Genomic DNA, 24,218 nt, shown 5'->3' with positions numbered 1-24,218 from the left:
CTCACTTTGCTCCTTTCCATTCCGCTAACACCCGGCACATCCGTTTCTCGATGTCTATCCGGGTCTGGCGGCATTCCTTCGGATATTTTTTTGCTGCCTGAAACGCGAACTTCACAAATAGGCCGGAGCCAACCGGCAGCATGATTTTCAGCATCCCCTCCGGGAAAACGAAGTGGGTGCCGTGGGCATAAACCATCGTCTCGATCTCGCAGTCATGCGGTTTTTCGGCAAGGCGCTTTTCCATCCGGCGGATATACTTTGCGGTGTCCCACAGCGCATCGTCCTCCGCGCCGATCAGCAGCAGCTTTCCCCGGATGTTTTCAACGGGAATGTATTCTTCCGGCTCGATCGGATGAGCTGCCTCGGAATCGTCAAACAGCTTGCGGGAGTTTACCATATCGCCGGCGCGTTTGCTCTCGGCGGCGATGCAATGCCAATAGTCGGGATGCTGATAGCAAAACGGCATATAGGGCAGCGGCTTGCCCCGGTAGGAGAACAGCGATTCCCCCTCGACCGGCCACTCCTTGCAGCCGTCCCTTTTGCCCTGCAGAAAGCCCTGCCACACAAAGTCGCTGGGCGTCATAGCAATGGTCAGGGTGATATCCGGGAACATGGCAGCCGCTGTCAGCGCAAGCGTTCCGGTGGTCGATGCACCGGCAATGCCGATCTTTCTGTTACCGTTAGCTTTCAGCCATGAAATTGCCGTCTCCACACGCTCAAGCGGGTAATTATGATGTCCGTAATCTTTTTTCGCGGGCGACATTGTGAGCACATTTACACCGCACCCGCAAAGCCATTTCACTGCCGAGCGCGCAAGCCGATCCTCTGGATCATCCCCGATTATCGTGATGACCGCACAGTCTGAACCGCCGGCACACGCCCAATACGCACCGTAAAAGCCATTGAGTTCCACATCAAAGTGCAGGTGTTTCATGCTCTGCCTCCAAATCCGATCTTCACGATCTGCATTTTCATCCCGTTGTCCCCGATCCTTGCGAGGAATCGGAAAAAGCCGCTGACGGAAGGGTCTTTCAGGTCGCTGTAACCCAGCATATAGCCCCGGCTGGACACCTGCAGGCGGCTGTCCCATGGGGTAAAGATGCACCATCCCAACAGCCCCTTTGCGGATGCCCACGGCACAGACGAGAACCAACAGGATTCCCAGCCCAAGACCTTCCAGAATCACCTGTAAAAGCATTACTTATTCCTCCTGTATCCGTTTTCATCCCGATATTCGGGATGTTCCTTTGCATACGGGTCTTGATCGCCGCAGATGGTGTAGTCACACCGGCAGCCGTCCACGCAGGTGGTCGTCCGCACCAGCCTTGCGTGGAGCAGCTCCATGGACGCATAGTCCACATTGCACAGGGCGGGCATAATGTCCGTAAATCCGAACCGCTTGGCAAATTCCGCCGCCGGACACGCCGTAAATTCATAATAGATGGGCTTGCTGTTTTCGTAAGGCGCAACATCCATCTCGTAATCATGCCATGTGTCACAGTGCTTTTGGGCGGTGCTGAATGCCCGATACATCAGCTTTTTCCAGAATGGCTTGTTGATGTCAACGAATCGCAGCTTCCGGAAGGACGGCAGGATCAGATTTTCTTCTATCTCTTCCATTTCGCGGAATGTGACCACATCCCGGCACACATCGTAAAAGCACATGATGGCGATGCAGTCGTAGGTGCCGCCTACGCCGTTGTGAAAATTCTTTTTACCGCCGAGGTCGGTGCGCCACTTGGAAAGAAGCTCTGCGTATCTCAGCTGCACCTGCTCCCATATCACTTCGCGCTCTGCCTCCGGATAGTGCAGAGCGATTTTCGCCAGAATTTCCTTTTTGCAGGGTTTGGAATATAGCACATGGCAGCTACGGTCAATTTGTAACTCACTGTCCTTCATCTTCCCACGCCTTTCAGAAAACCGCTCTTTGCATTTTCTTCGGTGTCATCCGATTCGTCGTAGGCATCATAGGGCGCCGATGGGTCGTGTACTCGTTTTTTGAATGGTGAACAGCTCTTGTCTTTGTGGGCAAACGCAAAGGCAAAATTGTCCGTCCATCCCGTATGACCGGTGATGAAATATGGATGCAGCCCACGTGCGCGCAGTTTCCGCTCCAGCTCCGCCAGTGACTGCACAGCCAGCTTATTGTCCTCCGCCAGCGAGGAAATGAAGCTGTAGCCGCCGTCCGCGCCAAACCACAGCGTGTCGCCGGTAAAAAGGTACTTATCGTCAATGAGGTAGACCATATGTCCCCATGTATGACCGGGAACCAGAAAACACTCGATTTTGATGCCGTCAATGTCAAGTACCTGCCCATCGTGCAGCAGTACCTTTTCATTGTTGATCGTCACCTGCGGCAATTTATAGAGATGATAGATGACTTTTCGCCGCACCTCGCCGGTGAGATACCGGTTCTCGATCTCGCCGATGTACAGCTTCGCATTCCGGAACAGCCCCGGACCGTCTGCTTTCACCGCACCCACATGGTCGGTGTCCTGATGGGTGATAAGGATATGGTGTATCGACTTCGGATCAATCCCAAGCCAGCCCATTTTTTCGGCAAGGCGGTCGTAGTTGTATCCAGCATCGATCATAATGGTGGTATCGCCCTTGCGGTAGAAGAAGATATTTGCCACCCATTCGCGCACGCAGGCAACATTCTCGTCGATCCAGCCGGTGTTCAAAGGCTTGAAGATTTCCTTGCCCCGGTACATCCAGCTCATTGCTTTTCTTTGAAATTCCGTTGCTTTTTTCGACATGATCGCACCTCATTTCTGTGCTGTAATGCACAGCCAGCCCTTTTTATTTTTGTGGCTTTGGATCTTACAGAAGCCTGCTTGCTCCAGATATGCTTTCAGGGCAGTATCCGTGTAGATGGTCATCCCATTGATGATCTGCGTCCATTTGTCGTCTTTTGCGGTTTCGCCGTTTGCTTCATTGCAGATGAAAAAGACCCCGCCGGGCTTCAGCACCCGATAGACCTCTCTGAAATTCTGCACAAGTTCCGGCCAGAAATAGACCGTTTCAAAGGCGGTCACTACCTCAAACTGCTCCGCTTCAAACGGCAGTTCTGCCACACTTGCCTGCTGCACGGTACACCGTCCCGCCGCAATGGCACCCGCATTGACCTTACGCGCTTTTTCCACGCTGACAGCCGAATAGTCGATGCCCTGCACCTTGCCTTTAGGGCACAGTTTCAACAGCGTTTTGATGTTCGCCCCGCCGCCGCAGCCGCAGTCCAGCACCATGGCATCCGGGGCAAGCTGCAAAAAACGCAGTCCCCACGCCGCCATTGCGCTGTGGCCAACGTTCATCATGGCAACCATGATCTTCCCGCCAAGGCCTACGGGCTTGCGGGTGTTTTCAAAAAAGGACATAACGCCACCCTCTTTCTATTTACCGTTCACAATGCAATGCTTTTCACGCAGTTCCTCGCGCCGTAGTTAGGTAATGCTAACTTTTTGCTCTATAAAAATCCGCTTTTCAGCGGCCCTTCTGCCAAAATAATACGCCCTGCCGTCTCCTCTGTCAAGAAGTTCAGGCATTTTCGGAGATTCCGAAAGAGATTTCGCTTTCGGGAACCCCCAACCGTCACCCCAGTGCCACATCCAGCACCATCATCACGCTGAAGCCTACCGCAAAAAACACGGTGCCAACGTTGGAGTGCTGCCCCTGCGACATTTCCGGGATCAGCAAACTCCACACCGATGCCGCCACCATGACCCCGGCGGCAAAGCCGGTGAGGGCACGCTGGATGCCGTCGCTCAGGGACTTTTTCAAAAAGAATACACAGCCTGCCCCAAGGCTTGTGCCCAGAAAGGGGATCAGGATCCCCCAGAATGCGTCTTGTATCATGTCGTACCTCCTTGCAGTTAAGCATAACTAACCACATAAAAAGTATACTGCGCTCCGGCAAAAAGGTCAAGGGCAATCCCGCATAATTCTAAGTGCCGCAGCCGCCGGAACGGCGCTCAAGCCGTCAGGCGGGAATTGTGCGGTGTTGCCCAAGGGCTTTGCGGCACCTTCTGCCAAAAAATTAACCTCCATAAACATCCCCACTTTTTCTTGACAAGGCTCTGCAGGCGTGCTATTTTAAGTTTTGTTAATTAGCTCAGCCTAACCATCTGAGGGACCTCGCCCCGCAGGTTTTTCTTTGCACGAAATGTTAGGCCGAGCTAACCGTGTATTTTCAAACCAGAGACAGAGGTGTGCTATAATGAGATTGAAAAAAGTATTTGCAGGTGTACTTGCTGCCGCCATGCTGGTGTGCGCTGTGGCAGTCCCAGCCTTCGCTGCGGAAGAGGTGGAACAGGAAAACTGCCTGACCTCCAGCTATGTCCAGATGAACATCCCCTACGCCGACTTCTACAAGGCTGCCGGTGTGGACAACGCATCTGAGATCGACGCTGTGACCAGCGCCACCAAGAACAAGACCCGTGCAGGCAACCTTGCCGCCGGTTCCTACCACGTCAACGCAGATGGCACCGACATCACCGGCGTTTCCTTCCCGGTCAAGGTGCTGACCCCGTGGGCGCTGAAGAATGCAAAGCAGGTCACCGATGCCGACAGCTACGACATTACCGTTACCCTGAAGGGCAAGGAATCCACCACCACCTACACCGGCGCAGATGCCTTGTTTGAGAACGAGAGCTACGCTTACTACAAGCTCAGTGAGACTCCTGCCTACTACATCACCGCATGGTATAACCTGCTGAGCGGCAAGTGGGAGTTTGGCAAGGTCCGCGCCGCCGAGATCACCGTAGAGGGCACCACTGTGGAACTGAATACCAACGGTCACCACACCACCTACGAGATGAAGATCTCCGGTTTTGATCTGGACTACAAGGCCAACAAGGTCTACGGCGTAGTTCTGACCACCGCCGATGGCAGTGAGTACGGCCTGCATCATGTGACCAACATCTGGCATGGTACCAAGCTGGGCTTCAATGCCGATGATCCTTACTTTGCATCCATCATCGGCAAGACGATTACTCAGATCACCTTCTACGCCGCCGACGGCGTGTATGTCCTGCCGGTCAATGTGGCGCTGTGAGGTCGCGGAAAGCTGCCTGATTTAGCAAATACGGCACAAAACGGCAAGGTCGCCTGGCATCAGGCGGCCTTGCTTTTCTCTGTTTTGATGTTCGCCCCGCCGCCGCAGCCGCAGTCCAGCTCCATGGCCGGGACCAGCAAACTTCATCCTGATGCCGGCACCTTCTGCCGAAAAATTAGCCTCCATAAACATTCCCGCTTTTTCTTGACAAGGCTCTGCAGGCGTGCTATTTTAGGTTTCGTCAATTAGCCAAGTCTAACCATCTGAGGGGCCTCGCCCCACAGATTTTTCTTTGCGCGAAATGTTAGACTGTACTAACTATATGGTCTCATTTTCTGCCATTGCGATGAAAGGAGCATTTTTCATGAAACGGAAGAAATTTCTTTCCCTGCTGCTGTCGGCAACTATGGCGTTCACTCTGTTGACCGCTACCGCCTTTGCAGCAACCCCCGCCGAGGAGGAGAACGGCTTTTTCGATTTTCTGCTGGGCAAAAAGTACACCTACCTCTATGCTGCCCTGACCTGGGATGAGTACTGGGCAAACGAGAAGGTCTATGCTGCCGGCAGCACTGCCGCCTCTGCGCAGCTGGACAGTCACGAGGAGCACGACCTTGGCGCATTTGATGCGGTCTCCCGCGCTACCGTCAACCACGGTCTGCACCGCGGCAGCTTCCAGAGCACTGCTGTGATCTACGCCAAGGACGGCAGCAGCTACACCGTTTCCCACTGGTCGGACGACGGCAAGACCATCTATCTCGTCGATGGCACCACTGTGGGCTGGAACCGGGGCACCATTACCAAGGCCGACGGTTCTACCGTGCAGATGGATCACTACGAGGTGCTGGGCACCAAGTATGTGCCGGTGCGCGTGGCCACCAGCGACCTTGCAGATTTCTGCTCCAAGTACACCGTGGTGGAAAACGGCGGTCAGCTGGTGGGCGGCTACTCTGAAAAGAACCTGACCGCCTATACCTTAACGGCTGCGGTGGACGAAAACACCAACGGCCTGAAGTACGCTACCAAGAGCGGCGATGGCTACACTTTCTCTGCCGCACATACCGGCACCGGTTCCGGCGTGGCAGAAGCCGCCCAGAAGGCTGCGGATGGTCTTACCGTGAACCTGCGCAGCGGCAGCGATGTAGGCAGCTTTGGCGAGTTCATCCGTGTGGATCTGAACGGCAACTACGGCGAGCTGGGCTCCCGGATGCAGTCTGTGGCGTGGACCTACTACGGCGATGACAGCACCTATACCCACGCCAAGGCCTCCTACGGCACCAAGTTTGCAGCCGACAACTGGATGCACAAGTCCATGGGCATCCAGCTGGGTCTGAGCGATTCCGCCCGCTGCCAGCTGCCGGAGGGCACTGATGGCACCGGCTACTGGGCCATCACCATCCGCGCACTGGGCTATGCCGACACGGTGGTGAAGTTCCAGACCACTGCCGAGAACCTTGCCAAGCACGAGCTGGCAAGCGATGCAGACCGCGCCGCCCTGCAGGCTGTGGTCGCCACGGCACAGAGCAAGGCAAAGGCCGCTTACACCGCAGCCAGCTACGCTGATCTGGAGACTGAGCTCGCCGAAAGCGTGGAGCTGCTGAGCCGGGATACCCTGTATAAGGCTGCTGCACTGGAACAGGTGACCCACCTGACCGATGCTGTGCAGAACCTGAAGGCTGCCTGATCCGGCAAAAAAACAGAACACCTAAAAGGCAAGGTCGCTTTAAGCAGGCGACCTTGCTTTTCCGTGTCAGGAGAAGATGGAATGAACAAAAAACAATGCAATGCGCTGCTGCCGCTGGTGCAGCTGCTCCCGGCGGTGGCGGCAGCGGCAGCCGTGCTGTTTGCCCTGCCCCGCACCGTGCCGGTGCTGGCCGCCGTGCCGGAAAGACTGACGGCTGTGGTGGAGCAGCCGGTGGAAGCCGCTTCCTCCGAAGCGGAGGAAGAAGTACTGCCCAAACTGCCCTATGCCGATGGAGTTTACGTCGGCTCTTCCCGGGGCTACGGCGGTGCCGTCCGGGTGCAGGTCACCATGGAAAACGGCAGCATCACGGAGGTGGAGATATTAGACGCTTCCCACGAGACAAAGCAGTTTCTGCGGCGCGCCAAGCGGCTTTTGACCACTGTAGTGGAGGCCCAGAGCTGGGAAGTGGATGCCGTTTCCGAGGCCACCTACACCAGCCGGGGCATTCTGGGCGCGGTGCAGAACGCCCTGACCGGCGAGGTGGTCAACAACCCCCTGCCGCCGCAGCCGGAGCCCGCCGCACCGCTGGTGGTGGAGGAATTTACCGCGCCCTCTACCTACCTTGACGGCATCTACACCGCCGAGGCCATGGGTTTTGAGGGCGAGATCACGGTGCAGGTCACGGTGGCAGAGGATAAGATCACCGATATCACTCTTCTGAGCGCCGAGGATGAGGAGGAATATCTTTCCCAGGCAAAACAGGTCATCCCCGCCATTCTGGAAGGGCAAAGTCCCAACGTGGATGCTGTTTCCGGCGCGACTTACTCCTCCACCGGCATCCTGAACGCGGTCAAGCTGGCACTGGCAAAGGCGGCAGTTGCCCCGGCAGAGGAAGCCGACCCGGAGCAGGCAGCATCGGAAGAAGCGGCAGAAGAAGCCGCCGCACCGTCTGAAGTACCGGGACCCGATGAAATGCCGGTCGCTGCGCCCACCGTGGAGGTAGTGCAGCCGGAGGAAAAAAGCGCCGTTCCCGCATGGCTCAAAGAAATATGGCAGCAACTTTTCCCGGCAGATGCACCGGCATCCTCTGAACCGGAACCGGCATCTTCTGAGGAAGTGCTGCCGGCATCCGAAGCGGTGCTGCCATCGGAAGAGACCGAAGCCGAACCTGAAACGGAAGGAGCCGCGGAATGAAATACAAGAATTTTCTTCTCCGGGCGGTGAACCTGCTGCTGATTCTGGGGGTACTATGGCAATACCAGCAGGTGGCGCTGGTCCGGGCATCAGCGGTGAGCCAGCGCAAGCAGGAGATCGCTGAGGTGGAAGCCTACAACGCTTCCGTTTTACAGGCGCAGAGCGCAGCGCAGGCAGAGCAGACCCAAAGCGGCTACCGGGACGGCACCTATGAGGGCAGCGCCTTTGGTTTTGGCGATGTCATCCGGGTGTCGGTGACCATCCGGAACGGAAAAATGACCGATATTGCGGTGCTGGATGCCTCCGGCGAGGATAAGCCCTACTACAAGCAGGCGCTGCCTTTGCTGGACGAGATGCTGGCAATACAGTCTGCCGGGGTGGATACCGTTTCCGGCGCTACCCTCACGGCAGAAGGTCTCATCGGTGCAGTCGAGGACGCACTGGGAAAGGCGGCAGGATGATGGAAAAAACACAGACAAAGCCTTTGACGGCGGCGCAGCAGCGCCAGCGGGACAAAAAGCGCCGTACATGGCTGCGCGCCGGGGTGCAGCTGTTCTTCTTTGTGTCCATGCCGGGCGCATTCGTGGCCGGGTTTTCCGGGATAAAGCAGCTCTTTCTGCACATCGGTGCGGGCGAGGTGCTCACAGCGGACAGCTTCACGTTTTCTCTGCTGGGGCTGTGCGGCTTCACTTTGCTGTTCGACCGGTTCTTCTGCGGATACGCCTGCGCCTTCGGCAGCTTGGGTGATGCCGTCTGGGCGCTGTCCGGGCTACTCCAGAAAAAGCTGTTCCACCGCAAAAAGCAGCTCCGTCTGCCGGAGCGGGCGGTGCTTTGGGGGCAGAAGGTCAAATATCTGCTGCTGGCGGGGCTGGTGGCGCTGTATGTGACCCAGCAGGAAAAGCTTCTGACCGGCGCAAACCCGTGGGAGGTGTTTTCCCACCTGACGGCCCTGCGTCTGCCGCCGGAGGGCTTCGGCGTGGGCATTGCGCTGTTTGTGCTCATCTTGCTGGGCATGGCAGTGCAGCCCCGGTTCTTTTGTCAGTTTCTCTGCCCTATGGGAGCGGTGTTCGCCCTGCTGCCGGTGCTGCCCTTTGCACGGCTGCACCGGCAGAGCGATGGCTGTATACCGGGCTGTAATGCCTGCAAGCAGCAGTGCCCGGTCTGCCTGAAGCTGGAGGAAAGCAGCCTGCGCAGCGGGGAGTGCCTCGCCTGTGAAGCCTGCGTGGGCACCTGCCCTAAACAGAACATCCACCGGTGGGATAGGACATTGTGCAAGAGCCTGTGGCTGCCGGTACTGGCGAAGGCGCTGCTCTTCTTCCTGCTGGGCTGCTGGCTGGGTTTCTGCCGGTTTATCTGAACCAAAAAGGAGGCTGCCGCACGGTATTTGTGCAGCAGCCTCCTTTTGGCTGGGATGGATTCATAATTTCAGTACGCCGGAGCATCTGCGGACGCTCCGGCGTACCATTTTTACAGGGAAGGCTTCTGCTCCAACAGGTCTGTCATGCTGCGCAGACTGATGCCAAGAGTGGAAAGGTTATGCAGCATGGCGCTGGTGGCAGGGGGCAGGATGCCCAGAGCCCCCAGAAGGATGAGGGCCGAGTTGAAGCTGAGTCACCCGACAAAATCATCGCTGCGCTGCGTGGGCGGTATTTTTCTTTTACGGGAAACGCACCTTGAAAATTTCATGAGCCGACCAAACGTGATACCGACTTTTCGTCAACGCCGCTGCACAAACAGGGGCAGGAACTTCGTTCGGAGCAAACGGCGATCAACATACACGAGCAGTGGAACTCTCTACTTATTTTTGCGTCTTAACAATTCGGAAACATCTGTTAAAAATACGTTTTGAGCGCAGCGGTAGAGGGCAAGAACCGTCCCGTGGCCACAAATTTTCAATTCTTGAAAATTTCCTGTCCATCCGGGACTTCACTTCTCAAACTCTTGCGAGTTTTCCAAGTGATCTTGTTGGGGCGTGCCTGCCCCAAACCCTGCCGAGTAACAATAAAGTTCATAATTGTTCCATGGACTGAGTATAACACATCCTTCGATGATACACTACTCCTCTTTTTGCAAAAATCCAATTATCTTTGGTGACCTGTCGTGAGATGCAATTATTTCATGTCGTTTCACCAATCACTTGACTTGGTTTGAAAAAACACAGAGCATATGATACAATAGAACAAATAATGTTGTCTACCGAGAAAGGAAGTGTCTTTCCATGAAAAAAATCCATAAGTTCTTTTCTAAAGATTTGCTCCATATTCTTGGTGCTGTTGGGATTTTTGTTGCTTTTCTGATTTCTATCGCCTATAAGCAAGTTGGAATCGGGGCACTCATAGCTGCGTGGCTTATTGCTATGGCAATTATCGGGGTAGCATGGATTACAGACATCCGCAAAGCAGACCTGCTGAAAAACGGAAAGATTGTTTCCGGAAAAGTTAATGCAGTAAAAAGGGTTCACATAAAATTCCACATGAGTACCTATCACCTTGCTGATGAAGATGTAATTTATCCTTGGGTGATTCGGTACCAATACAAGATTGGAAAAGACACTTATTATGGACAGTCCCATTGGTTTTGGTTCAACCCTCTCGTGAGCAAGGGAACACCTATAAAGGTGACTATTGACCCTCAAAACCCAGAAAGAAGCATTGTTGCTGCATGGGAAAGTTAATAGATTGTTTCTTTCCTCTATGATAACGGAAATTTCAAAGGAGCGTAATCTCCTTTGGCACACGACTTTGGAACAAAGTCTAGTGTGTTACACCTCGATAGAGGTGTGCCGCTCCCAGACACAAAAAGTCCCATGGCCAACACCTCGGCGGTGTGGTCATGGGACTTAATGCTTTTTAGGCCTAGCGGAGTGAACAGTAACCAATCCTGACATCCAGTTGCCGTGTCATTTGTTGAATACTGTTTTACGAACAGTCTGCGGACGTGAAGACCCACCATTATATCATCAGCTTCGACCCGAAGGACGCAGTAGAGAACGGCCTGACCATGGAGCGGGCGCAAGCCCTATATGCAAAAGCCCCGTGACTGGCGCGAGGGTATGAAGCACTCCAGCACAGCCCAGACCATGCGGCACTTGCGTGTTGAGGTCATGGAGCTGTGTGAGGGTGCTGGTCTGTACCAGATCGACCTGCTCAACGGCTCGAAGGAGCGCGTGAGCGAAGCGGAGTATTGGGCGCGTAGGCGCGGTCAGATGAAACTTGACCGTGAAAATGCTGCCCTTACCGCAACTGGACAGCAGCCCAGGCAGAAGAAGTTTGAAACCGTAAAGGACATCTTGCGGAAACAGATTTCTTCGGTGCTGTACCGTACCACGAGCTTTGAAGATTTCTCTGACAAGCTCATGCAGCAGTACGGCATTGTCGTCAAGGAAAGCCGTGGGCGGCATGATCCGTCGCCACCCGAAAGGAATGGACTTCACAAAGGTCACGGCAGAGGAAATCGCCGCAACGGAGAATTGGACCAACAGCTGCCTGCGCAGGATTCTGGGGTACAAGAGCGCTGGTAGCGCCTTCTGAGAATGTTAGCGGGAAATTAGGCTGACAGCATAAGGAAAGATAGGCCACGCATTAGAGAAGGCTAAACGGCAAGAGAGGCAGTCGAGAAAAGAAGGTTGGTGAAATTGAATAAAAGAATAAGGCCGCAAGAAAGGAAAGCTTGACGGTCTGTTTGTGTTGTGTTAAAATATGAAAAATCGAGATTTTTGTGGAAATTATTAGTCGATTTATCGAAAAACATTGTAAAAGCGGCAAGATACGGAAGAGTAAATGGCCGGAACTGCAATTCGGCGGTCATTACAGGCCAAAGTACGACCCTTCGGCAAAAGAAGCGGCATTTCCGGGAAAGACCGGGTGCGACTGCAGTGACAAATAAAACCGGAAAGATTTTCCTGCTGCAGGCGCAGAATAAGGGCGCTCTGATGTCCTGCAGACTGCATTGCACAACGGACAGGCGCTGCCTTTGAAGAACACGATGATAATGGAGGAACGGTATGATCCTGCTCAACCAGATAACAAGTGCGGTATTGCAACTTTTGATTTTTTCAGGTGTTCCATTTGTGTGGTATATCCTTACACAGAAAAGGGTCAAAGGCTTTTTTAAGTGGTTGGGAATTAGTACAGCACCTGCCCCGCCTTTGAATGCTATGTTTTGTATTCTTGCGGGATTTTTAGCGGCATTATTTTTACCATATATGTGGCTCTATCGATCTGGAAATCTGAATTATCAGGGTTTTACAGTGGATGCGTTTCGGCAGACCGGTTGGAGTATAGAAACATCTGCAGTTATACTGATATGGGCGATCGTGCAGACTTCGCTGTCGGAGGAAATCCTGTTCCGGGGGTTTCTTTGTAAACGCCTGTGCCATAAATTTGGAGAGAAAACAGGGAATGCCGTTCAGGCACTCATTTTTGGTATGGTACACATTACTGCGCTGCCAGACAAGAATATCCCTGCGCTGTGTGTCATAGTGCTGCTAACGGGTGGAATAGGCTATGCCTTGGGATGGCTTTCATTGCAAAAGGCACAGGGAAGTATTTTGTATGGCTGGGCAATCCATGCGGCTGTGAATATTCTTTCCCCCATTATGGTTTTCACATTCTTGTTGCCCAAGGGTACGGCGTAACAAAGCATAAGTGTTGGAATGCCAACGGTATCATCATCCACTTCTGTCAGACCTCTCGCATAGATCCCTGCTGCCTGACAGCACGTACTCTTTTGGGTGACTTTACTTGCATCTTGCTGGATGAACCCGAAAGCAATCTTGACGAAAACCTGAACATAGCCTGATCAATTGCTTGTTAAAACTCTAGGAAAAAAGTTGATTCTCGTTATTATTCACAGTGCCTCCCATGATGCCGTAGCAGATAAACTTACGAGATTCGTACAGGAATGATGCATCAGGTACAATCATGCTAAACTGTCTGCGGATCGTCAAAGGAGTGTGCGTTTGAACAAAAAGAAAAAGTCCACAAACATTTCCCCTTACCCCGATGAAGCCATCGAACGTCTGGCACGGGCATTCTACCCGGCGATTCTTGCCTGCTGGAACAGTGAGGAAGGACAACGGGAGTTTGCCGCATGGCAGGCGGAATAGGCTCATATTGCAACCAAAGAAAAACAGGAAGTTCCCGTTGGGGAACTCCCTGCCTTACTTATCGTGTGTGGATTTTTGCAGGGTGCGTCCTTCGGGGCGCACCCTGTTTTTGCGTTTAGTCCTCTAATCCGTGGTTCCCAGCCACGTTCTTCAGATATTCCTCCGGTTCGCTGTTCAGAATCAAGTCTGCATACGCCAGAGGGTCATTATAGATGAGGTAGTCCAGCTCTGACCGCTGCGCCATGGTAACATCCAACGCATCCTCGACCCCGGTACAGTCGATAGAGATTTTTCTCCCATCCCGGAGCAGCAGCTCCACACAGCCGGTGTCCATGTTGAAATGGCAAGCTCTTTCATCGTACTTCATGTTTGTGTCCTTTCTGCCTTACGGCACTCTTACAGTGGTCTGTCGTGCTTTCTTATGATAAGGTCTAGGACGTTTTTCGATGGAAGCAAGGGATTCGTTCTGTTTTCCAATGAATACAAAAAATCCGAACCCTTCTCCTATCGGAAAAAAGTTCAGATTTTGTTGTTGTGGTGCACCTCCAGGGACTCGAACCCTGGGTCCACTGATTAAGAGAAACCGACGTGCAACAATCATCAATTTCCAGAATTACACAAATTCATCATTTTTATCGTTTTATCGTAAATCAGCATTTTGCATCTGCTGCATTCTTTGCACCTGTTATCCCATCTTGCATCCGTTATCCAGCCGTTCCGGTGTGCAAAAATGTGCAGAGCCAAAATCAACCCCTTAAAACAGGCATTGGGTTTTTATACAAAGCCGGGAAAATGGCCGCTGCAATCTAGCCTGTTCAGACCGAGCATCAAATGTACATCAACAACCATGATTCATGGCAGGGATTTGGACAATCGAACAGACACTACCTTATATAGAAAGAGGTTCACTATGAACAAACTGCATTCCTGCTGCTTCAACATAAACACAAACCGAGTGGAAGCCCGATTTGCGGACGGCTCTGCCGTTGCCATCGACTGCACCGCCATTGAGGACAAATACGGCAACACCCCGGCACAGCGGGCAGAACTGGACTGGCTGCTGTACCATAAGCCCTTGGAGTATGCACAGATGGTGCTGGATGGGGAGATCAAACGTTTCCTGTCACTCGGCTGCGACCACGGCAGACTGGAAGATCAATGACATAACAACCACAGCCCCGCCTTGGCGAAGGAGAAGCCAAAGCGGGGCTGTGGTTTAATGCAGGAGAAATGAAAGGAACTTAGCGCAGTTCTTCAAGCAATGCCGTACACCCTTCCAGCACATCCTGCCATGTGGCTTCAAAATCTCCCGTGAACCATGGGTCTGCTACCTCACGGGGCTGACCTGTATGCGCCATCAGCAGAGAGACTTTATGCTGTGGGTCATCGCCGACAAGCCGCAGGATGTCGCACAGATTGCTTTCATCCATGCCAATCAGATGATCACACCGTGCATAATCCAGCCGGGTCATCTGCCGAGCGGTCTTGCCGTTGCAGTCGATGCCATGTTCTGCCAGCTTCTGCTGCGCAGGAGGATAGACCGGATTTCCGATCTCCCATGCACTGGTGGCGGCTGATGCGATTTCAAATCGCTCGGAAAGCCCTGCCTTGGACACAAGGTCTTTCATGATATATTCGGCCATCGGGCTTCGGCAGATATTTCCCAGACAAACAAATAAGATTCTGGTCATTCCGGGTCGTTCTCCTTTTTGCTCCTAAAGGTATAGCCGCCGTGGGTGGTGCGGATAAAGCTGCCGCAGTCGGCCAGCTTCTTTCGCAGATTGGAAACGGTATTTGCCACGACCTTTAAGGTGTCGTCACAGTTTTGTCCCCACACAGCACGAAAAAGCTCTTCTTTTGAGAAGATTTGTCCTTCGTGGGAAGCAAGCATCAGCAGCAAATCGAACTCCAGTCGTGTAAGGGAGATTTTTCTGCCGTTGCATGACACTTCGTGGGTCATTCCATCCAGTGTAAGCCCCGGAAGAACCAACTTCTCCCATGAATCAATGGATATTTGCTCTGCCTCGATGTGCTCTCGTTCCAGAAGCATCCGGATCTTCTGCTCCAATTCCGGGTCAGGCTGTCGGGTTTTTATAACAATCATGGCAAACTCCTGCGTGTATTTTACTCTGCGGCGGTATCCATTTCCCGGAGCAGGTTTACCATCTCGATGGCACTGACCGCGCAGTCATAGCCTTTATTACCTGCTTTGGTGCCTGCCCGCTCGATGGCCTGTTCGATGTTTTCGGTGGTTAGAACACCAAAGAGCACGGGAACTCCGCTTTCCAGTGAAACCGTGGCAATGCCTTTGGAAACCTCATTGCACACATAGTCGTAATGGCTGGTAGAGCCGCGAATCACGGCACCAAGACAGATCACAGCATCGTACTTTCCGCTTTTTGCCATTTTGGAGGCGACCAGCGGAATCTCAAAAGCACCCGGAACCCATGCAACATGAACATCAGCGTCCTGCACATCGTGCCGGAGCAGACCGTCCATTGCTCCGCTCAGAAGTTTGGACGTGATAAACTCGTTAAAACGGGCTGCTACGATACCGATCTTGATATTCTGAGAAACCAGCTTGCCTTCAAACGTTTTCATTCTTAAATACCTCTTTCGTTGTTAATATTCCAGAATATGTCCCATCCGTGCCTGCTTCGTTTTCAGGTAAAACAGGTCATACGGGGTCGCCGTCATCTGAATGGGTACGCGCTCGGAGATCTCCAGCCCAAACTCGGAGAGCTGATATACCTTGTCCGGGTTATTGGTAAGCAGGCGCAGGCTTTTTACGCCAAGTTCCCGGAGGATCTGCGCGCCGAGATAATACTCCCGTTCATCTCCATGGAACCCCAAGGCAAGATTGGCTTCCAGCGTATCCATGCCCTGCTCCTGAAGCTCATAGGCACGCAGCTTGTTGATCAGACCGATGCCCCGGCCTTCCTGCCGCATATAAAGCAGGATGCCCCGGCCTTCTTTTTCGATCTGTGTCATGGCGGCGGCCAGCTGCTGGCCGCAATCGCAGCGCAAGGAGCCGAACGTATCGCCTGTCAGGCATTCGGAGTGGACGCGGCACAGAACATCCTTTCCATCGCCAATGTCGCCCTTTACCAGTGCAATGTGATGTTCTCCGTTCAGGCGGCTCACAAAACCGTATGCTTTGAAGGTGCCATACTTGGTAGGCAGGTTCACCGCTGTCACCTGATCGACCAGTTTATCGTGACACTTGCGGTACTCCTGTAAATCACGGATGGTGATGAATTTGATCTGGAAACGCTCTGCCAGCTTTGCCAGTTCAGCGGTGCGCATCATCGTGCCATCCTCCCGCATGATCTCGCAGCACAGGCCGCATTCTTTCAGCCCTGCCAGACGGCACAGGTCAACGGTTGCTTCCGTGTGACCGTTGCGCTCCAACACACCGTTCTTTTTTGCCAGAAGGGGGAACATATGGCCCGGTCTGCGGAAATCTTCTGCTTTTGCGTGATCGTCCACACAAGCCATCGCCGTAATGGAACGCTCTGCGGCAGAAATGCCCGTAGAAGTAGAAACGTGGTCGATGGACACCGTAAATGCCGTTTCATGGTTGTCGGTGTTATGCTGCACCATCTGTGGAAATTGCAGCTTCTGGACGAAAGCCTCGGACATCGGCATACAGATCAGACCTTTGCCGTGGGTCGCCATAAAGTTGACGTTTTCGGTGGTGGCAAATTCGGCAGCACAGATGAAGTCCCCCTCGTTTTCACGGTCGGGGTCATCCGTTACCAGAATGATTTTTCCTTGTCTCAGGTCTTCCAAAGCTTCGGGAATGGTATTGAAGTTCATTGTAAACGCTCCTTAAAAGCCGCAGCGCAGCAGCATTTCTTTTGTGAGTGTGTTTTGTTTCGGTGCTTCCGGTTGAAGCAGCTTCTCAATATATTTTCCGACAACGTCGGTTTCCAGATTGACAAAATCTCCTTTGTGCCGCTGGTGCAGGTTCGTCTGACGGACAGTGTGCGGTATCGTGGACACGGCAAAGCCCGTGGGTTCCACTGCAGCCACGGTCAGGCTTATGCCATCCACCGTGATGGAACCCTTTTCGACGACATAGCGAAGGATCGCGGGATCCGCATGAATGGTGTACCAGACAGCGGTATCGTCCTTTCGGATGTTGGCAATGCGTCCGACGCCATCCACATGGCCTGCTACGATGTGTCCGCCAAAACGTCCGTTGGCCGGCATGGCACGTTCCAGATTGACCGCACTTCCAACGGTGAGCTGTGCAAGTGCAGAGCGGTTCAATGTCTCGTGCATGACATCCGCAGCAAAGCTATCCGGGAAGAGCTGCCTGACGGTCAGACAGATGCCGTTGACGGCGATGCTGTCGCCGATCCTGGTTCCTTCCAGAACCGTTTTTGCACGAACCGTCAGTACGGCGGAATGCTGTCCCCGATTGATGGATTTTATTGTTCCGACTTCTTCCACAATTCCGGTAAACACGGGTACTCCACCTCACTTTCGATCAGGAAATCTTCGCCAAGCTGTTCCAATCGGCTGTTCTTCAGGCGGAATGCAGCATCCGGAAGCGGGATACCCGCACCCTCGATGGGTGTTCTGGCATCCCTTCCTCCGAACAGCTTCGGGGCAATGTAAGCCTGTACCTGCTGCACGATGCCACTTTCCAGTGCAGACCAGTTCAAGGTTCCGCCGCCTTCCAGCAGAATGCTGTCGATCTGCTCCTGCCCCAGCTGTTCCATCAGTTGCAGAAGATTCACATGACCGCATTGCTCTTCCAGAAAAAGAATCCGGCACCCGGCCTGTTGATATGCCGCCTGCTTCTCTGGGTCGCCGCAGCAGGTCGCAAGAATGGTGGGGACCTGTTTGGCGGTCATGACCACCTGTGATTGCAGCGGTGTCCGCAAATGTGTATCGCAGATGATCCGGACAGGATCACGGCCACCCTCTATCCGACAGGTCAGCAGCGGGTCATCTGCCAGAATGGTTCCGACTCCCACCATAATGCCGCGGAATCGGTGCCGCTGCCGTTGAACATGATTCCGGGCAATTTCCCCGGTGATCCATTTGGAAGCGCCTGTGTATGTGGCGATTTTTCCGTCCATCGTCATGGCGTATTTCATGGAAACGAAGGGGCGTTTTGTGGTGATATAGTGGAAGAATACCTTGTTCAGCGCATCGCATTCTTCTTGCAGAACATTTTCGGTCACATCTATGCCGTGTGCGCGCAGGATTGCAATTCCTTTTCCGGCTACCAGCGGATTCGGGTCAGCGGAACCCACGACCACCCGGTGAATGCCCGCGTCCAGAATCGCATCCACGCAGGGCGGCTGCTTTCCGTAATGGCAGCACGGCTCCAATGTCACATACAGGGTCGCTCCCTGCGGATCTTCGGTGCAGGATGCCAGCGCATTGCGCTCCGCATGAGCCTGACCGTATTTCTGGTGCCAGCCCTGTCCGATGATCCTGCCCTCTTTTACGACCACGGCACCCACCATCGGGTTGGGCGATGTCCACCCGCAGCCCTTTTTTGCAAGCTGCAAAGCCAGACGCATATAGTCTTTGTCGTTCATCGTGTTGCCTCCAAAAGAAAAAGCCCTGAACAAAAACGTTCAGGGCAAGCCGAAAAAACACAAGGGATCCTTGTGCAAAAAAGAAAGCTCCAGAATGCAAACGCATCCCAGAGCAGCCTCCACAAGCGCAGGACCGTACGGGTTCTGCACTTGATATCTTCTTTCATCCAGACTGTACTGTCGGCTTCGGAGTTTCACCGAATCATGCCTTACGGCTCGTGGGCTGTACCACCGGTAGGGAATTGCACCCTGCCCTGAAGATTTATGATTTAATTACAGCGGCATTATAGCACGGCTTCTTTCGGATTGCAAGGGCATTCTGCAAACCGGGACGAAACCGGGATGAAGATGGTTTGAGGGTGGGAATGAAACTTTTGGGCTGTTGTTGCCTTGTCAAGAGGGCTGGCACCGTCCAGCCCTCTCTCTTTTTGCCAAAGTTTTCCTCGTTTTTTCTTGCACCCTGCCGAAAGTGGCGTAGCCTCAAAGTTTTTTGTTGACACGGCTCGATTTTTGTGGTAGTCTATCCCAAAAATTGAATATAACATGTTTTTACATATTCGTTCAGCCCCTGCGGGGCTGAACATCTTGGCTTGCAGCCGTTACATAACTGACTAGCATGACCTTCCAGAAAAAGCGAAGGCAGGGCTGGTCTGTTTTGTGACGGCTTTTTTATTGCTGTTTTGCCCGTTGCACCTTGAAAACCGCATGACCGTCTGCATGGGATACCCGGTGATGACCTCGCAAGAGCGAGCCGGAAAACGCCGCCGGAAGGGGGCAGGAAATCCATGCAGGGAGAACGGCTAAACGTTGATTCCTCAGTTACCAGAAAACAATGTGGTCAAATTGACCACATTGTTTTTCCGTAACGCCAACGAAAGGATGGAATGCCTATGAGTAATTTTACCCCTGCATGGATCAAGAAAGGCCTTTTCAACGAATCCCTGTTTTGTGACGATTTTCTGAGCACCCATCAACTGCTTTACTCGAATGGCGCATTTTTCACCCCGGAAGGCAGGGTCACAGACACCATGAACCTGCGCTGTGAAATTTTCGATATGCTGCGAGACCATATCGGCGCAAATATCGCAAAACGGGTCAGCAATGTCGTAGATGTTCTGAAACTGGCGGCACAGGTGGAGGACTTCCCGCCCGTCACCGACCGCATTGCGCTGGCAAACGGCACCCTGTATCTGGACGGCACCTTTCAGGAGGGCAAGCCGGAGATCGTCCGCAACCGGCTCCCGGTCAGGTATGACCCGAAAGCCGTCCAGCCCGTCCACTGGCTGCAGTTCCTGTCCGATCTGCTCTACCCGGAGGACATTCCCACTGTGCAGGAGTTCATCGGCTACTGCCTGATCCCCAGCAACAAGGGACAGCGCATGATGGTCATTAAGGGCAGCGGCGGCGAGGGCAAGTCGCAAATCGGCGTGGTGCTGTCCCGGCTGTTCGGCTGCAACATGAAGGATGGCAGCATCGGCAAGATCTCGGAGAACCGCTTTGCCCACGCAGACCTCGAACACACCCTGCTCTGCGTGGACGATGATATGCGGATGGAAGCCCTGCGTCAGACCAACTATGTCAAATCCATCGTGACCGCACAGGGACAGATGGACTTGGAGCGCAAGGGCAAGCAGAGCTATCAGGGCTGGATGTACGCCCGTCTGCTGGCGTTCAGCAACGGGGACTTGCAGGCTCTGTATGACCGCTCGGACGGTTTCTACCGCCGCCAACTCATTCTGACCACCAAGGACAAGCCCCTCTCCCGTGTGGATGACCCAGACATTGCCGAGAAGATGGCAGCAGAGGTCGAGGATATCCTGCTGTGGGCGTTTGAGGGGTTGCAGCGGCTGGTGAAGAACGGGTTTCAGTTCACCGAGAGCGACCGTACCAAGCGCAACCGGGAACTGGTGAAGCGGGACAACAACAATGTGTTCGACTTCCTCGAATCCGAGGGTTACATCCGCCTGAAGGCGGATGCCTGCACCAGCTCGAAAGAGCTGTACGAGGTCTACCGGATGTGGTGTGAGGAGAACAGCCTGAACGCCATCAAGGCCAGAGGGTTCAGCGATGCCCTGATCGCCAACCAGCGCAGGTACAATCTGGAATCCACCAACAACATCATCAATTCTTCCGGGCGGCGTGTCCGGGGCTTTGTGGGCATCGAAGCCCTTGTGCAGCCCGACCTTACGCCAAACGGCTGGAGGACATGACCCCCATAAAAGGAGAATTCGGGTGTTTTGCTGCGTACGTGCGTACGCGGCAGCCGCCCTCTCTCCGTACGCACGTACGCAGCAATTGACCGAAAACGCACTTTATAGGGGTGTTGTTGGCAGGATGTCAAATTGACAGCTTGCCAAATCAACGGGTCAAAATGACCCGTTGAAAAAGCCGGACGAGCTGGTGGGCAGGGATTCGCAAATCTTTGACCGCCAGCTTGTTCGGCTGTAAATCAAGTGCCGCCATGTGGCACCTGATTGCAACTCTCCCGCAGGAGACGTTCCCCATCGGAGAGTCCTCGAAGAGCCCACTACACTTTGCAGACCGCAGGGATGAAAGTGTCATAGTGGATTATTACACTTCCTCAGAAGTGCATCTCCGTTCCCCCGTCACCTTCCTCTGAACCCTGAAAGGAGGGATGCCCTCTGGCAAGAAACGATGGCATCGACCGCACAAGCGTCCGAAATCTCGCTGTTTCGGACAAAGCTGTTGGCAACACCCAGCAGCACAATGAGCGCGAAAAGGACAGCTATCGAAACCCCGACATTCTTCCCCACCGCGCAGAATGGAACGTCTATTTCAAAAAGCCAACCGCCAACTACACTGACCTGTTCGCCCGGATGGAAGCCAACGGCACGATTTCCACCCGTGGTCTGAAGCCGGATGCCACCCACTACTGCGAGCTTATCTTTGATGTCAACTCGGCCTACTTTGACAACCATGGCGGCTACGAGTTCGCCAAGCAGTTCTATATCGGCAATCGCAAGGTGCAGGAGCTGCGAACCTACGACATTGAAAAGTTCTATGCTACCCTTGCCAAGACCCCCTGCGGGCAGTATGTGCACGGTGTGAAACAGAAGCTTTCCGACAAGCAAAAGAAGCGGCTGCTGTCCAGCACCTCCATCCACGAAGTCCACACGCTGCTCAAGACCGCATTTTCCTATGCGGTGGAATGGGACTTGATCCACAAGATTCCCCTGCCCCGTGAAGCGCCCAAGGCGAACAGCGAGGAGCGCACCATCTGGGATGAAAAGACGATGCTGGCGGCGTTGCAGACCATCGAGAACCCTGCCCTGCATCTGGCGGTGCACATGAGCATGATTCTTTCGCTCCGTGAGGGCGAAATTCTCGGCTTGCAGCCGAGTGATCTGGATTTCGATGCCGCCGAAGGGCGCGGCACCATCTCAGTCAGCAAGACCATGCAGCGAGCCAACAAGGACGCTCTGGAAAAGCTCGACCCCAATCAGGTCTACCACACCTTCCCGGACAGGCGGGAGGGAAGCAAATCCTCCCTCATCCTGAAAAAGCCCAAGGCCAAGAAGTTCAACCGCATCCTGTATATGACCAAGCCTCTGAAAGCCGAGCTTCTGGCATGGCTTGAAAAGCGCAAGCAGGACGAGCAGAATGCCCCAGAAAAGTACAATAACTGCGGGCAACTGTTCCGGCTCCCGGACGGCTTGCCCATTGCGCCAGAACTGCTGACCAAGTGGTATCGGCAATGGCGGTCAGCGCACCCGGAGTTCGAGCAGATCGTGTTCCATGGTCTGCGGCATTCCAGTGCCACCTACCAGCTCTTGCAGTCGGATGGTGACTTCAAGTCTGTTCAGGGCAACACAGGCCACGCAACGGCTGCTGTCCTGATGGACACCTACGCCCACACGCAGGACAAGCCCCGGTTGGAGCTGACCGAGAAGATCGAAGCGAACTTCTATTCCCAAGACCTGACCCCGGTAGCACCTCAGCCCCGGCAAAACGAAAAGCCGGCGGCAACAAAAATCTCCGGTAAGGAGATCCTTGAAGCCATCCGGCTGATGGACGCAGACGAACGCAGAGAGTTGACGAGAGCCTTGTTCGCCTAACTTCTCTTCTTTTTATGCAAAGGAAAGCAGGCTGTGCAAACCTTGCGCAGAAAAGCCCCTGATTCGGGCAAATGTGCAAACGGTGTGCAGAAAGTGTGCAGCCGCTTTCCTACATAAAAAAGAACGTCAAATCTTACGATTTGACGTTCAATATCTGGTGCTCCTCGCGCACTCATATCCGAACTTTTCTCTGCTTTCACGGCTTCCCCGAAAGCGACCGTTTCCGTACCTTCCTTATAATTAAAGGTAATGAGAACCTTATCATCGTAGAGATAGATGGCATTGATGAAGGTATCCACCAGTGCCTGCCGCTGCTCCGGCTGGGTCATATCCAGCTTGCGGAAGCGAAGCAGCCAAAACCGGACGAACTCCTCTTTCATCTTTGGCTTAGCCAGCCGTTCCTCTGCAATGCGGGCTTGCAGTTCTTTTCGCTGTTCTTCCAGAGCTTCCAGCCGCTCCTTGGTAGAGCTGGTCAGAATGCCCATCTGGATGGCATTCAGCATATTGGTGATGCCGACTTCCGTTTCCTTCAACTGCTTTTCGTAGATGGGCAGGTCTGTGCTTTCCTGATTTTGCAATTCCATGACTTTGGCAATGATGGCATTCATGGAAGCGTCATCTTCCACCAGCTTCATGGTCTCGTTGACCACTAGATCTTCCAGCCACTGTTTCCGCACGGCCTTTTTATCGCAGGTCTTTTTCTTCTTGGCAGCAGCACACTTGTAATAGGTGTACATCTTCCCGGTGTGGCTGACGCCGCTTTCTCCGAACATCAGTGCACCGCACTTGCCGCAGTACAGCTTGGTGGTGAGCAGATAGCTTTCCTCTGCCTTATGACGGGCAGGGGCCTTTTTATTTTTCGCCAGCTTTTCCTGCACCTTGTTGAACAGGTTCGCGTTTGCGCAGCGAAGCGGAGCAATGAAAGCCCCAGTGGGGCTTTTAAGCGACAGAACGGTCTTGCGTAGCAAGATGGAGGGGTCTTACCCCGACAAGTTCACCTGATACCAGTGCCGGAATTGCATTGGGCTGTACCACATCTCGCAAACGCAATTCGCCGATGTACCGGCGATTACTCAGCATCCGCTGAATCGTGTTATAGGACATCTCCCCGCCCATTGAATTTTTGATGTTGTGCGCCTTCAACCAATCCCGCAGGTCGGTCATGGTCGCGCCGTCTGCATACTTCTGGAACGTCTGCTCCACATACGGAGCCAACAACGGGTCGGGCTGGTAATGCCGGGTCTCATCGATCATGTAACCGAACGGAATCGTGCCGCCATTATTAAATACCCTTGAGAGCATTCTCGGTCATGCCGCGCACGACCTTTTCGGACAGGTCAGCCGAGTAGTATTCGGCATAGCCCTCCAGCACCGACTCCAGAATAATGCCCTCCGGGCCAGCCGAAATGACTTCCGTTGCCGACACCAGTTTCACACCATTGCGTTTCAGCTGGGTCTTGTATCGGGCACTGTCGTAGCGGTTTCGGGCAAAACATTCACATTCCATGGTTCTATGAAAGCACCCGGAGGAATTGTGTCATTTTGA

Annotated in this window: 24 protein-coding genes, 3 pseudogenes and 1 riboswitch; of the genes and pseudogenes, 13 read left to right on the top strand and 14 right to left on the bottom strand. The window is 53.7% G+C overall.

Going from position 1 to position 24,218, the window contains the following annotated elements; translation table 11 throughout:
• Window position 1: 1 nt before the first annotated feature.
• From DWY95_RS14515 to DWY95_RS14490, 5 genes and pseudogenes are all read right to left on the bottom strand, one after another.
• Window positions 2-1,198 (bottom strand): acyl-CoA thioester hydrolase/BAAT C-terminal domain-containing protein, encoded by a 1,197-nt coding sequence (locus DWY95_RS14515; RefSeq protein WP_337995342.1) that lies wholly within the window; start codon window positions 1,196-1,198, stop codon window positions 2-4.
• Window positions 1,198-1,899: an L-2-amino-thiazoline-4-carboxylic acid hydrolase gene (locus DWY95_RS14505; RefSeq protein ID WP_118554058.1), complete on the bottom strand. Its 702-nt coding sequence runs from the start codon at window positions 1,897-1,899 to the stop codon at window positions 1,198-1,200. Before DWY95_RS14505 ends, DWY95_RS14515 begins: the two co-directional genes overlap by 1 nt.
• Entirely contained in the window at window positions 1,896-2,759 is an 864-nt protein-coding gene (locus tag DWY95_RS14500; RefSeq protein WP_118554057.1) for an MBL fold metallo-hydrolase, read from the bottom strand. The genes DWY95_RS14505 and DWY95_RS14500 overlap by 4 nt, the downstream gene beginning before the upstream one ends.
• A 9-nt stretch (window positions 2,760-2,768) precedes the next feature.
• Window positions 2,769-3,377: a class I SAM-dependent methyltransferase gene (locus tag DWY95_RS14495; RefSeq protein ID WP_118554056.1), complete on the bottom strand. Its 609-nt coding sequence runs from the start codon at window positions 3,375-3,377 to the stop codon at window positions 2,769-2,771.
• Between the two features lie 220 nt (window positions 3,378-3,597).
• Window positions 3,598-3,855: pseudogene (locus DWY95_RS14490) on the bottom strand (ZIP family metal transporter); the annotation flags it as partial.
• A 361-nt stretch (window positions 3,856-4,216) separates the two neighbouring features.
• On the opposite strand from DWY95_RS14490, the gene DWY95_RS14485 reads away from it, so the two are divergent.
• The 9 genes and pseudogenes from DWY95_RS14485 (at window position 4,217) to DWY95_RS17245 (ending at window position 13,035) form a co-directional block, all read left to right on the top strand.
• Window positions 4,217-5,053 carry a hypothetical protein gene (locus DWY95_RS14485; RefSeq protein ID WP_118554055.1) on the top strand — a complete coding sequence of 279 codons (837 nt, stop codon included), beginning with the start codon at window positions 4,217-4,219 and terminating at the stop codon, window positions 5,051-5,053.
• Between the two features lie 364 nt (window positions 5,054-5,417).
• Entirely contained in the window at window positions 5,418-6,734 is a 1,317-nt protein-coding gene (locus DWY95_RS14480) for a penicillin-binding Tp47 domain C-containing protein (RefSeq protein WP_118554054.1), read from the top strand.
• Window positions 6,735-6,815: 81 nt separating this feature from the next.
• A complete protein-coding gene (locus DWY95_RS14475) occupies window positions 6,816-7,928 on the top strand; it encodes an FMN-binding protein (protein WP_118554053.1) in 1,113 nt (370 codons plus the stop codon).
• On the top strand, window positions 7,925-8,389 hold the full coding sequence (locus tag DWY95_RS14470) for an FMN-binding protein (RefSeq protein ID WP_118554052.1): 465 nt from the start codon (window positions 7,925-7,927) through the stop codon (window positions 8,387-8,389). Before DWY95_RS14475 ends, DWY95_RS14470 begins: the two co-directional genes overlap by 4 nt.
• Window positions 8,386-9,285 (top strand): 4Fe-4S binding protein, encoded by a 900-nt coding sequence (locus DWY95_RS14465; RefSeq protein ID WP_118554051.1) that lies wholly within the window; start codon window positions 8,386-8,388, stop codon window positions 9,283-9,285. The genes DWY95_RS14470 and DWY95_RS14465 overlap by 4 nt, the downstream gene beginning before the upstream one ends.
• An 861-nt stretch (window positions 9,286-10,146) precedes the next feature.
• Complete coding sequence (locus DWY95_RS14460) at window positions 10,147-10,602, top strand: DUF3592 domain-containing protein (protein ID WP_015564803.1); 456 nt, start codon at window positions 10,147-10,149, stop codon at window positions 10,600-10,602.
• 260 nt (window positions 10,603-10,862) lie between these two features.
• Window positions 10,863-11,325, top strand: a pseudogene (locus DWY95_RS14455) (relaxase); the annotation flags it as partial.
• Window positions 11,326-11,931: 606 nt separating this feature from the next.
• Window positions 11,932-12,564: a CPBP family intramembrane glutamic endopeptidase gene (locus tag DWY95_RS14450; RefSeq protein ID WP_118554050.1), complete on the top strand. Its 633-nt coding sequence runs from the start codon at window positions 11,932-11,934 to the stop codon at window positions 12,562-12,564.
• Window positions 12,565-12,888: 324 nt separating this feature from the next.
• Window positions 12,889-13,035 carry a hypothetical protein gene (locus DWY95_RS17245; protein WP_187116992.1) on the top strand — a complete coding sequence of 49 codons (147 nt, stop codon included), beginning with the start codon at window positions 12,889-12,891 and terminating at the stop codon, window positions 13,033-13,035.
• Between the two features lie 115 nt (window positions 13,036-13,150).
• Here the strand turns inward: DWY95_RS17245 and DWY95_RS14445 are convergent, their stop codons facing one another.
• Entirely contained in the window at window positions 13,151-13,402 is a 252-nt protein-coding gene (locus tag DWY95_RS14445) for a DUF6061 family protein (protein ID WP_118554049.1), read from the bottom strand.
• A gap of 221 nt (window positions 13,403-13,623) precedes the next feature.
• Here DWY95_RS14445 and DWY95_RS17130 point away from each other — a divergent pair, with 221 nt between their 5' ends.
• Together DWY95_RS17130 and DWY95_RS14435 are read left to right on the top strand one after the other, a co-directional pair.
• A complete protein-coding gene (locus DWY95_RS17130; RefSeq protein ID WP_158577568.1) occupies window positions 13,624-13,845 on the top strand; it encodes a hypothetical protein in 222 nt (73 codons plus the stop codon).
• A gap of 100 nt (window positions 13,846-13,945) precedes the next feature.
• Window positions 13,946-14,197: a DUF6061 family protein gene (locus tag DWY95_RS14435; protein ID WP_118554047.1), complete on the top strand. Its 252-nt coding sequence runs from the start codon at window positions 13,946-13,948 to the stop codon at window positions 14,195-14,197.
• Between the two features lie 79 nt (window positions 14,198-14,276).
• Here DWY95_RS14435 and DWY95_RS14430 read toward each other — a convergent pair whose 3' ends face one another.
• From DWY95_RS14430 to ribD, 6 genes are read right to left on the bottom strand one after another with little or no spacing between them, the layout of a single operon-like run.
• Window positions 14,277-14,726 carry a low molecular weight protein-tyrosine-phosphatase gene (locus tag DWY95_RS14430; protein WP_118554046.1) on the bottom strand — a complete coding sequence of 150 codons (450 nt, stop codon included), beginning with the start codon at window positions 14,724-14,726 and terminating at the stop codon, window positions 14,277-14,279.
• Complete coding sequence (locus tag DWY95_RS14425; RefSeq protein WP_118554045.1) at window positions 14,723-15,139, bottom strand: response regulator transcription factor; 417 nt, start codon at window positions 15,137-15,139, stop codon at window positions 14,723-14,725. The genes DWY95_RS14430 and DWY95_RS14425 overlap by 4 nt, the downstream gene beginning before the upstream one ends.
• 20 nt (window positions 15,140-15,159) lie before the next feature.
• Window positions 15,160-15,636, bottom strand: coding sequence for a 6,7-dimethyl-8-ribityllumazine synthase (gene ribE / locus DWY95_RS14420; protein ID WP_098924552.1), 477 nt, complete (start codon window positions 15,634-15,636; stop codon window positions 15,160-15,162).
• A 21-nt stretch (window positions 15,637-15,657) separates the two neighbouring features.
• Window positions 15,658-16,854, bottom strand: a complete 1,197-nt coding sequence (locus DWY95_RS14415; protein WP_118554044.1) for a bifunctional 3,4-dihydroxy-2-butanone-4-phosphate synthase/GTP cyclohydrolase II — start codon at window positions 16,852-16,854, stop codon at window positions 15,658-15,660.
• Between the two features lie 12 nt (window positions 16,855-16,866).
• Entirely contained in the window at window positions 16,867-17,508 is a 642-nt protein-coding gene (locus DWY95_RS14410) for a riboflavin synthase (RefSeq protein ID WP_187116989.1), read from the bottom strand.
• Entirely contained in the window at window positions 17,472-18,596 is a 1,125-nt protein-coding gene (gene ribD / locus DWY95_RS14405; protein WP_118554043.1) for a bifunctional diaminohydroxyphosphoribosylaminopyrimidine deaminase/5-amino-6-(5-phosphoribosylamino)uracil reductase RibD, read from the bottom strand. Before ribD ends, DWY95_RS14410 begins: the two co-directional genes overlap by 37 nt.
• Before the next feature lie 151 nt (window positions 18,597-18,747).
• A riboswitch (FMN riboswitch) is annotated at window positions 18,748-18,862 on the bottom strand.
• A 624-nt stretch (window positions 18,863-19,486) separates the two neighbouring features.
• Here ribD and DWY95_RS14400 point away from each other — a divergent pair.
• Window positions 19,487-20,806, top strand: coding sequence for a phage/plasmid primase, P4 family (locus DWY95_RS14400; protein WP_118554042.1), 1,320 nt, complete (start codon window positions 19,487-19,489; stop codon window positions 20,804-20,806).
• Window positions 20,807-21,238: 432 nt separating this feature from the next.
• Window positions 21,239-22,672 (top strand): plasmid recombination protein, encoded by a 1,434-nt coding sequence (locus tag DWY95_RS14390; RefSeq protein ID WP_118554040.1) that lies wholly within the window; start codon window positions 21,239-21,241, stop codon window positions 22,670-22,672.
• On the opposite strand, the gene DWY95_RS14385 is transcribed toward DWY95_RS14390, so the two are convergent.
• Window positions 22,669-23,640, bottom strand: a complete 972-nt coding sequence (locus DWY95_RS14385) for a recombinase zinc beta ribbon domain-containing protein (RefSeq protein ID WP_118554039.1) — start codon at window positions 23,638-23,640, stop codon at window positions 22,669-22,671. The genes DWY95_RS14390 and DWY95_RS14385 overlap by 4 nt on opposite strands.
• Before the next feature lie 22 nt (window positions 23,641-23,662).
• Window positions 23,663-24,164: pseudogene (locus DWY95_RS14380) on the bottom strand (recombinase family protein); the annotation flags it as partial.
• Window positions 24,165-24,218: the final 54 nt, after the last annotated feature.

The sequence above is a fragment of the Faecalibacterium sp. AF28-13AC genome, assembly GCF_003478405.1.
GTDB lineage: Bacteria > Bacillota > Clostridia > Oscillospirales > Ruminococcaceae > Faecalibacterium > Faecalibacterium prausnitzii_E.
Note: the sequence above shows the minus strand (reverse complement) of the source record. Positions and strands in the feature narration are given on the sequence as shown.

Coding starts and splice junctions, on each gene's coding strand:
- DWY95_RS14515 (WP_337995342.1), bottom strand. CDS start 1,198: ATGCTTTTACAGGTGATTCTGGAAGGTCTTGGGCTGGGAATCCTGTTG.
- DWY95_RS14505 (WP_118554058.1), bottom strand. CDS start 1,899: ATGAAGGACAGTGAGTTACAAATTGACCGTAGCTGCCATGTGCTATAT.
- DWY95_RS14500 (WP_118554057.1), bottom strand. CDS start 2,759: ATGTCGAAAAAAGCAACGGAATTTCAAAGAAAAGCAATGAGCTGGATG.
- DWY95_RS14495 (WP_118554056.1), bottom strand. CDS start 3,377: ATGTCCTTTTTTGAAAACACCCGCAAGCCCGTAGGCCTTGGCGGGAAG.
- DWY95_RS14485 (WP_118554055.1), top strand. CDS start 4,217: ATGAGATTGAAAAAAGTATTTGCAGGTGTACTTGCTGCCGCCATGCTG.
- DWY95_RS14480 (WP_118554054.1), top strand. CDS start 5,418: ATGAAACGGAAGAAATTTCTTTCCCTGCTGCTGTCGGCAACTATGGCG.
- DWY95_RS14475 (WP_118554053.1), top strand. CDS start 6,816: ATGAACAAAAAACAATGCAATGCGCTGCTGCCGCTGGTGCAGCTGCTC.
- DWY95_RS14470 (WP_118554052.1), top strand. CDS start 7,925: ATGAAATACAAGAATTTTCTTCTCCGGGCGGTGAACCTGCTGCTGATT.
- DWY95_RS14465 (WP_118554051.1), top strand. CDS start 8,386: ATGATGGAAAAAACACAGACAAAGCCTTTGACGGCGGCGCAGCAGCGC.
- DWY95_RS14460 (WP_015564803.1), top strand. CDS start 10,147: ATGAAAAAAATCCATAAGTTCTTTTCTAAAGATTTGCTCCATATTCTT.
- DWY95_RS14450 (WP_118554050.1), top strand. CDS start 11,932: ATGATCCTGCTCAACCAGATAACAAGTGCGGTATTGCAACTTTTGATT.
- DWY95_RS14445 (WP_118554049.1), bottom strand. CDS start 13,402: ATGAAGTACGATGAAAGAGCTTGCCATTTCAACATGGACACCGGCTGT.
- DWY95_RS14435 (WP_118554047.1), top strand. CDS start 13,946: ATGAACAAACTGCATTCCTGCTGCTTCAACATAAACACAAACCGAGTG.
- DWY95_RS14430 (WP_118554046.1), bottom strand. CDS start 14,726: ATGACCAGAATCTTATTTGTTTGTCTGGGAAATATCTGCCGAAGCCCG.
- DWY95_RS14425 (WP_118554045.1), bottom strand. CDS start 15,139: ATGATTGTTATAAAAACCCGACAGCCTGACCCGGAATTGGAGCAGAAG.
- ribE (WP_098924552.1), bottom strand. CDS start 15,636: ATGAAAACGTTTGAAGGCAAGCTGGTTTCTCAGAATATCAAGATCGGT.
- DWY95_RS14415 (WP_118554044.1), bottom strand. CDS start 16,854: ATGAACTTCAATACCATTCCCGAAGCTTTGGAAGACCTGAGACAAGGA.
- ribD (WP_118554043.1), bottom strand. CDS start 18,596: ATGAACGACAAAGACTATATGCGTCTGGCTTTGCAGCTTGCAAAAAAG.
- DWY95_RS14400 (WP_118554042.1), top strand. CDS start 19,487: ATGAGTAATTTTACCCCTGCATGGATCAAGAAAGGCCTTTTCAACGAA.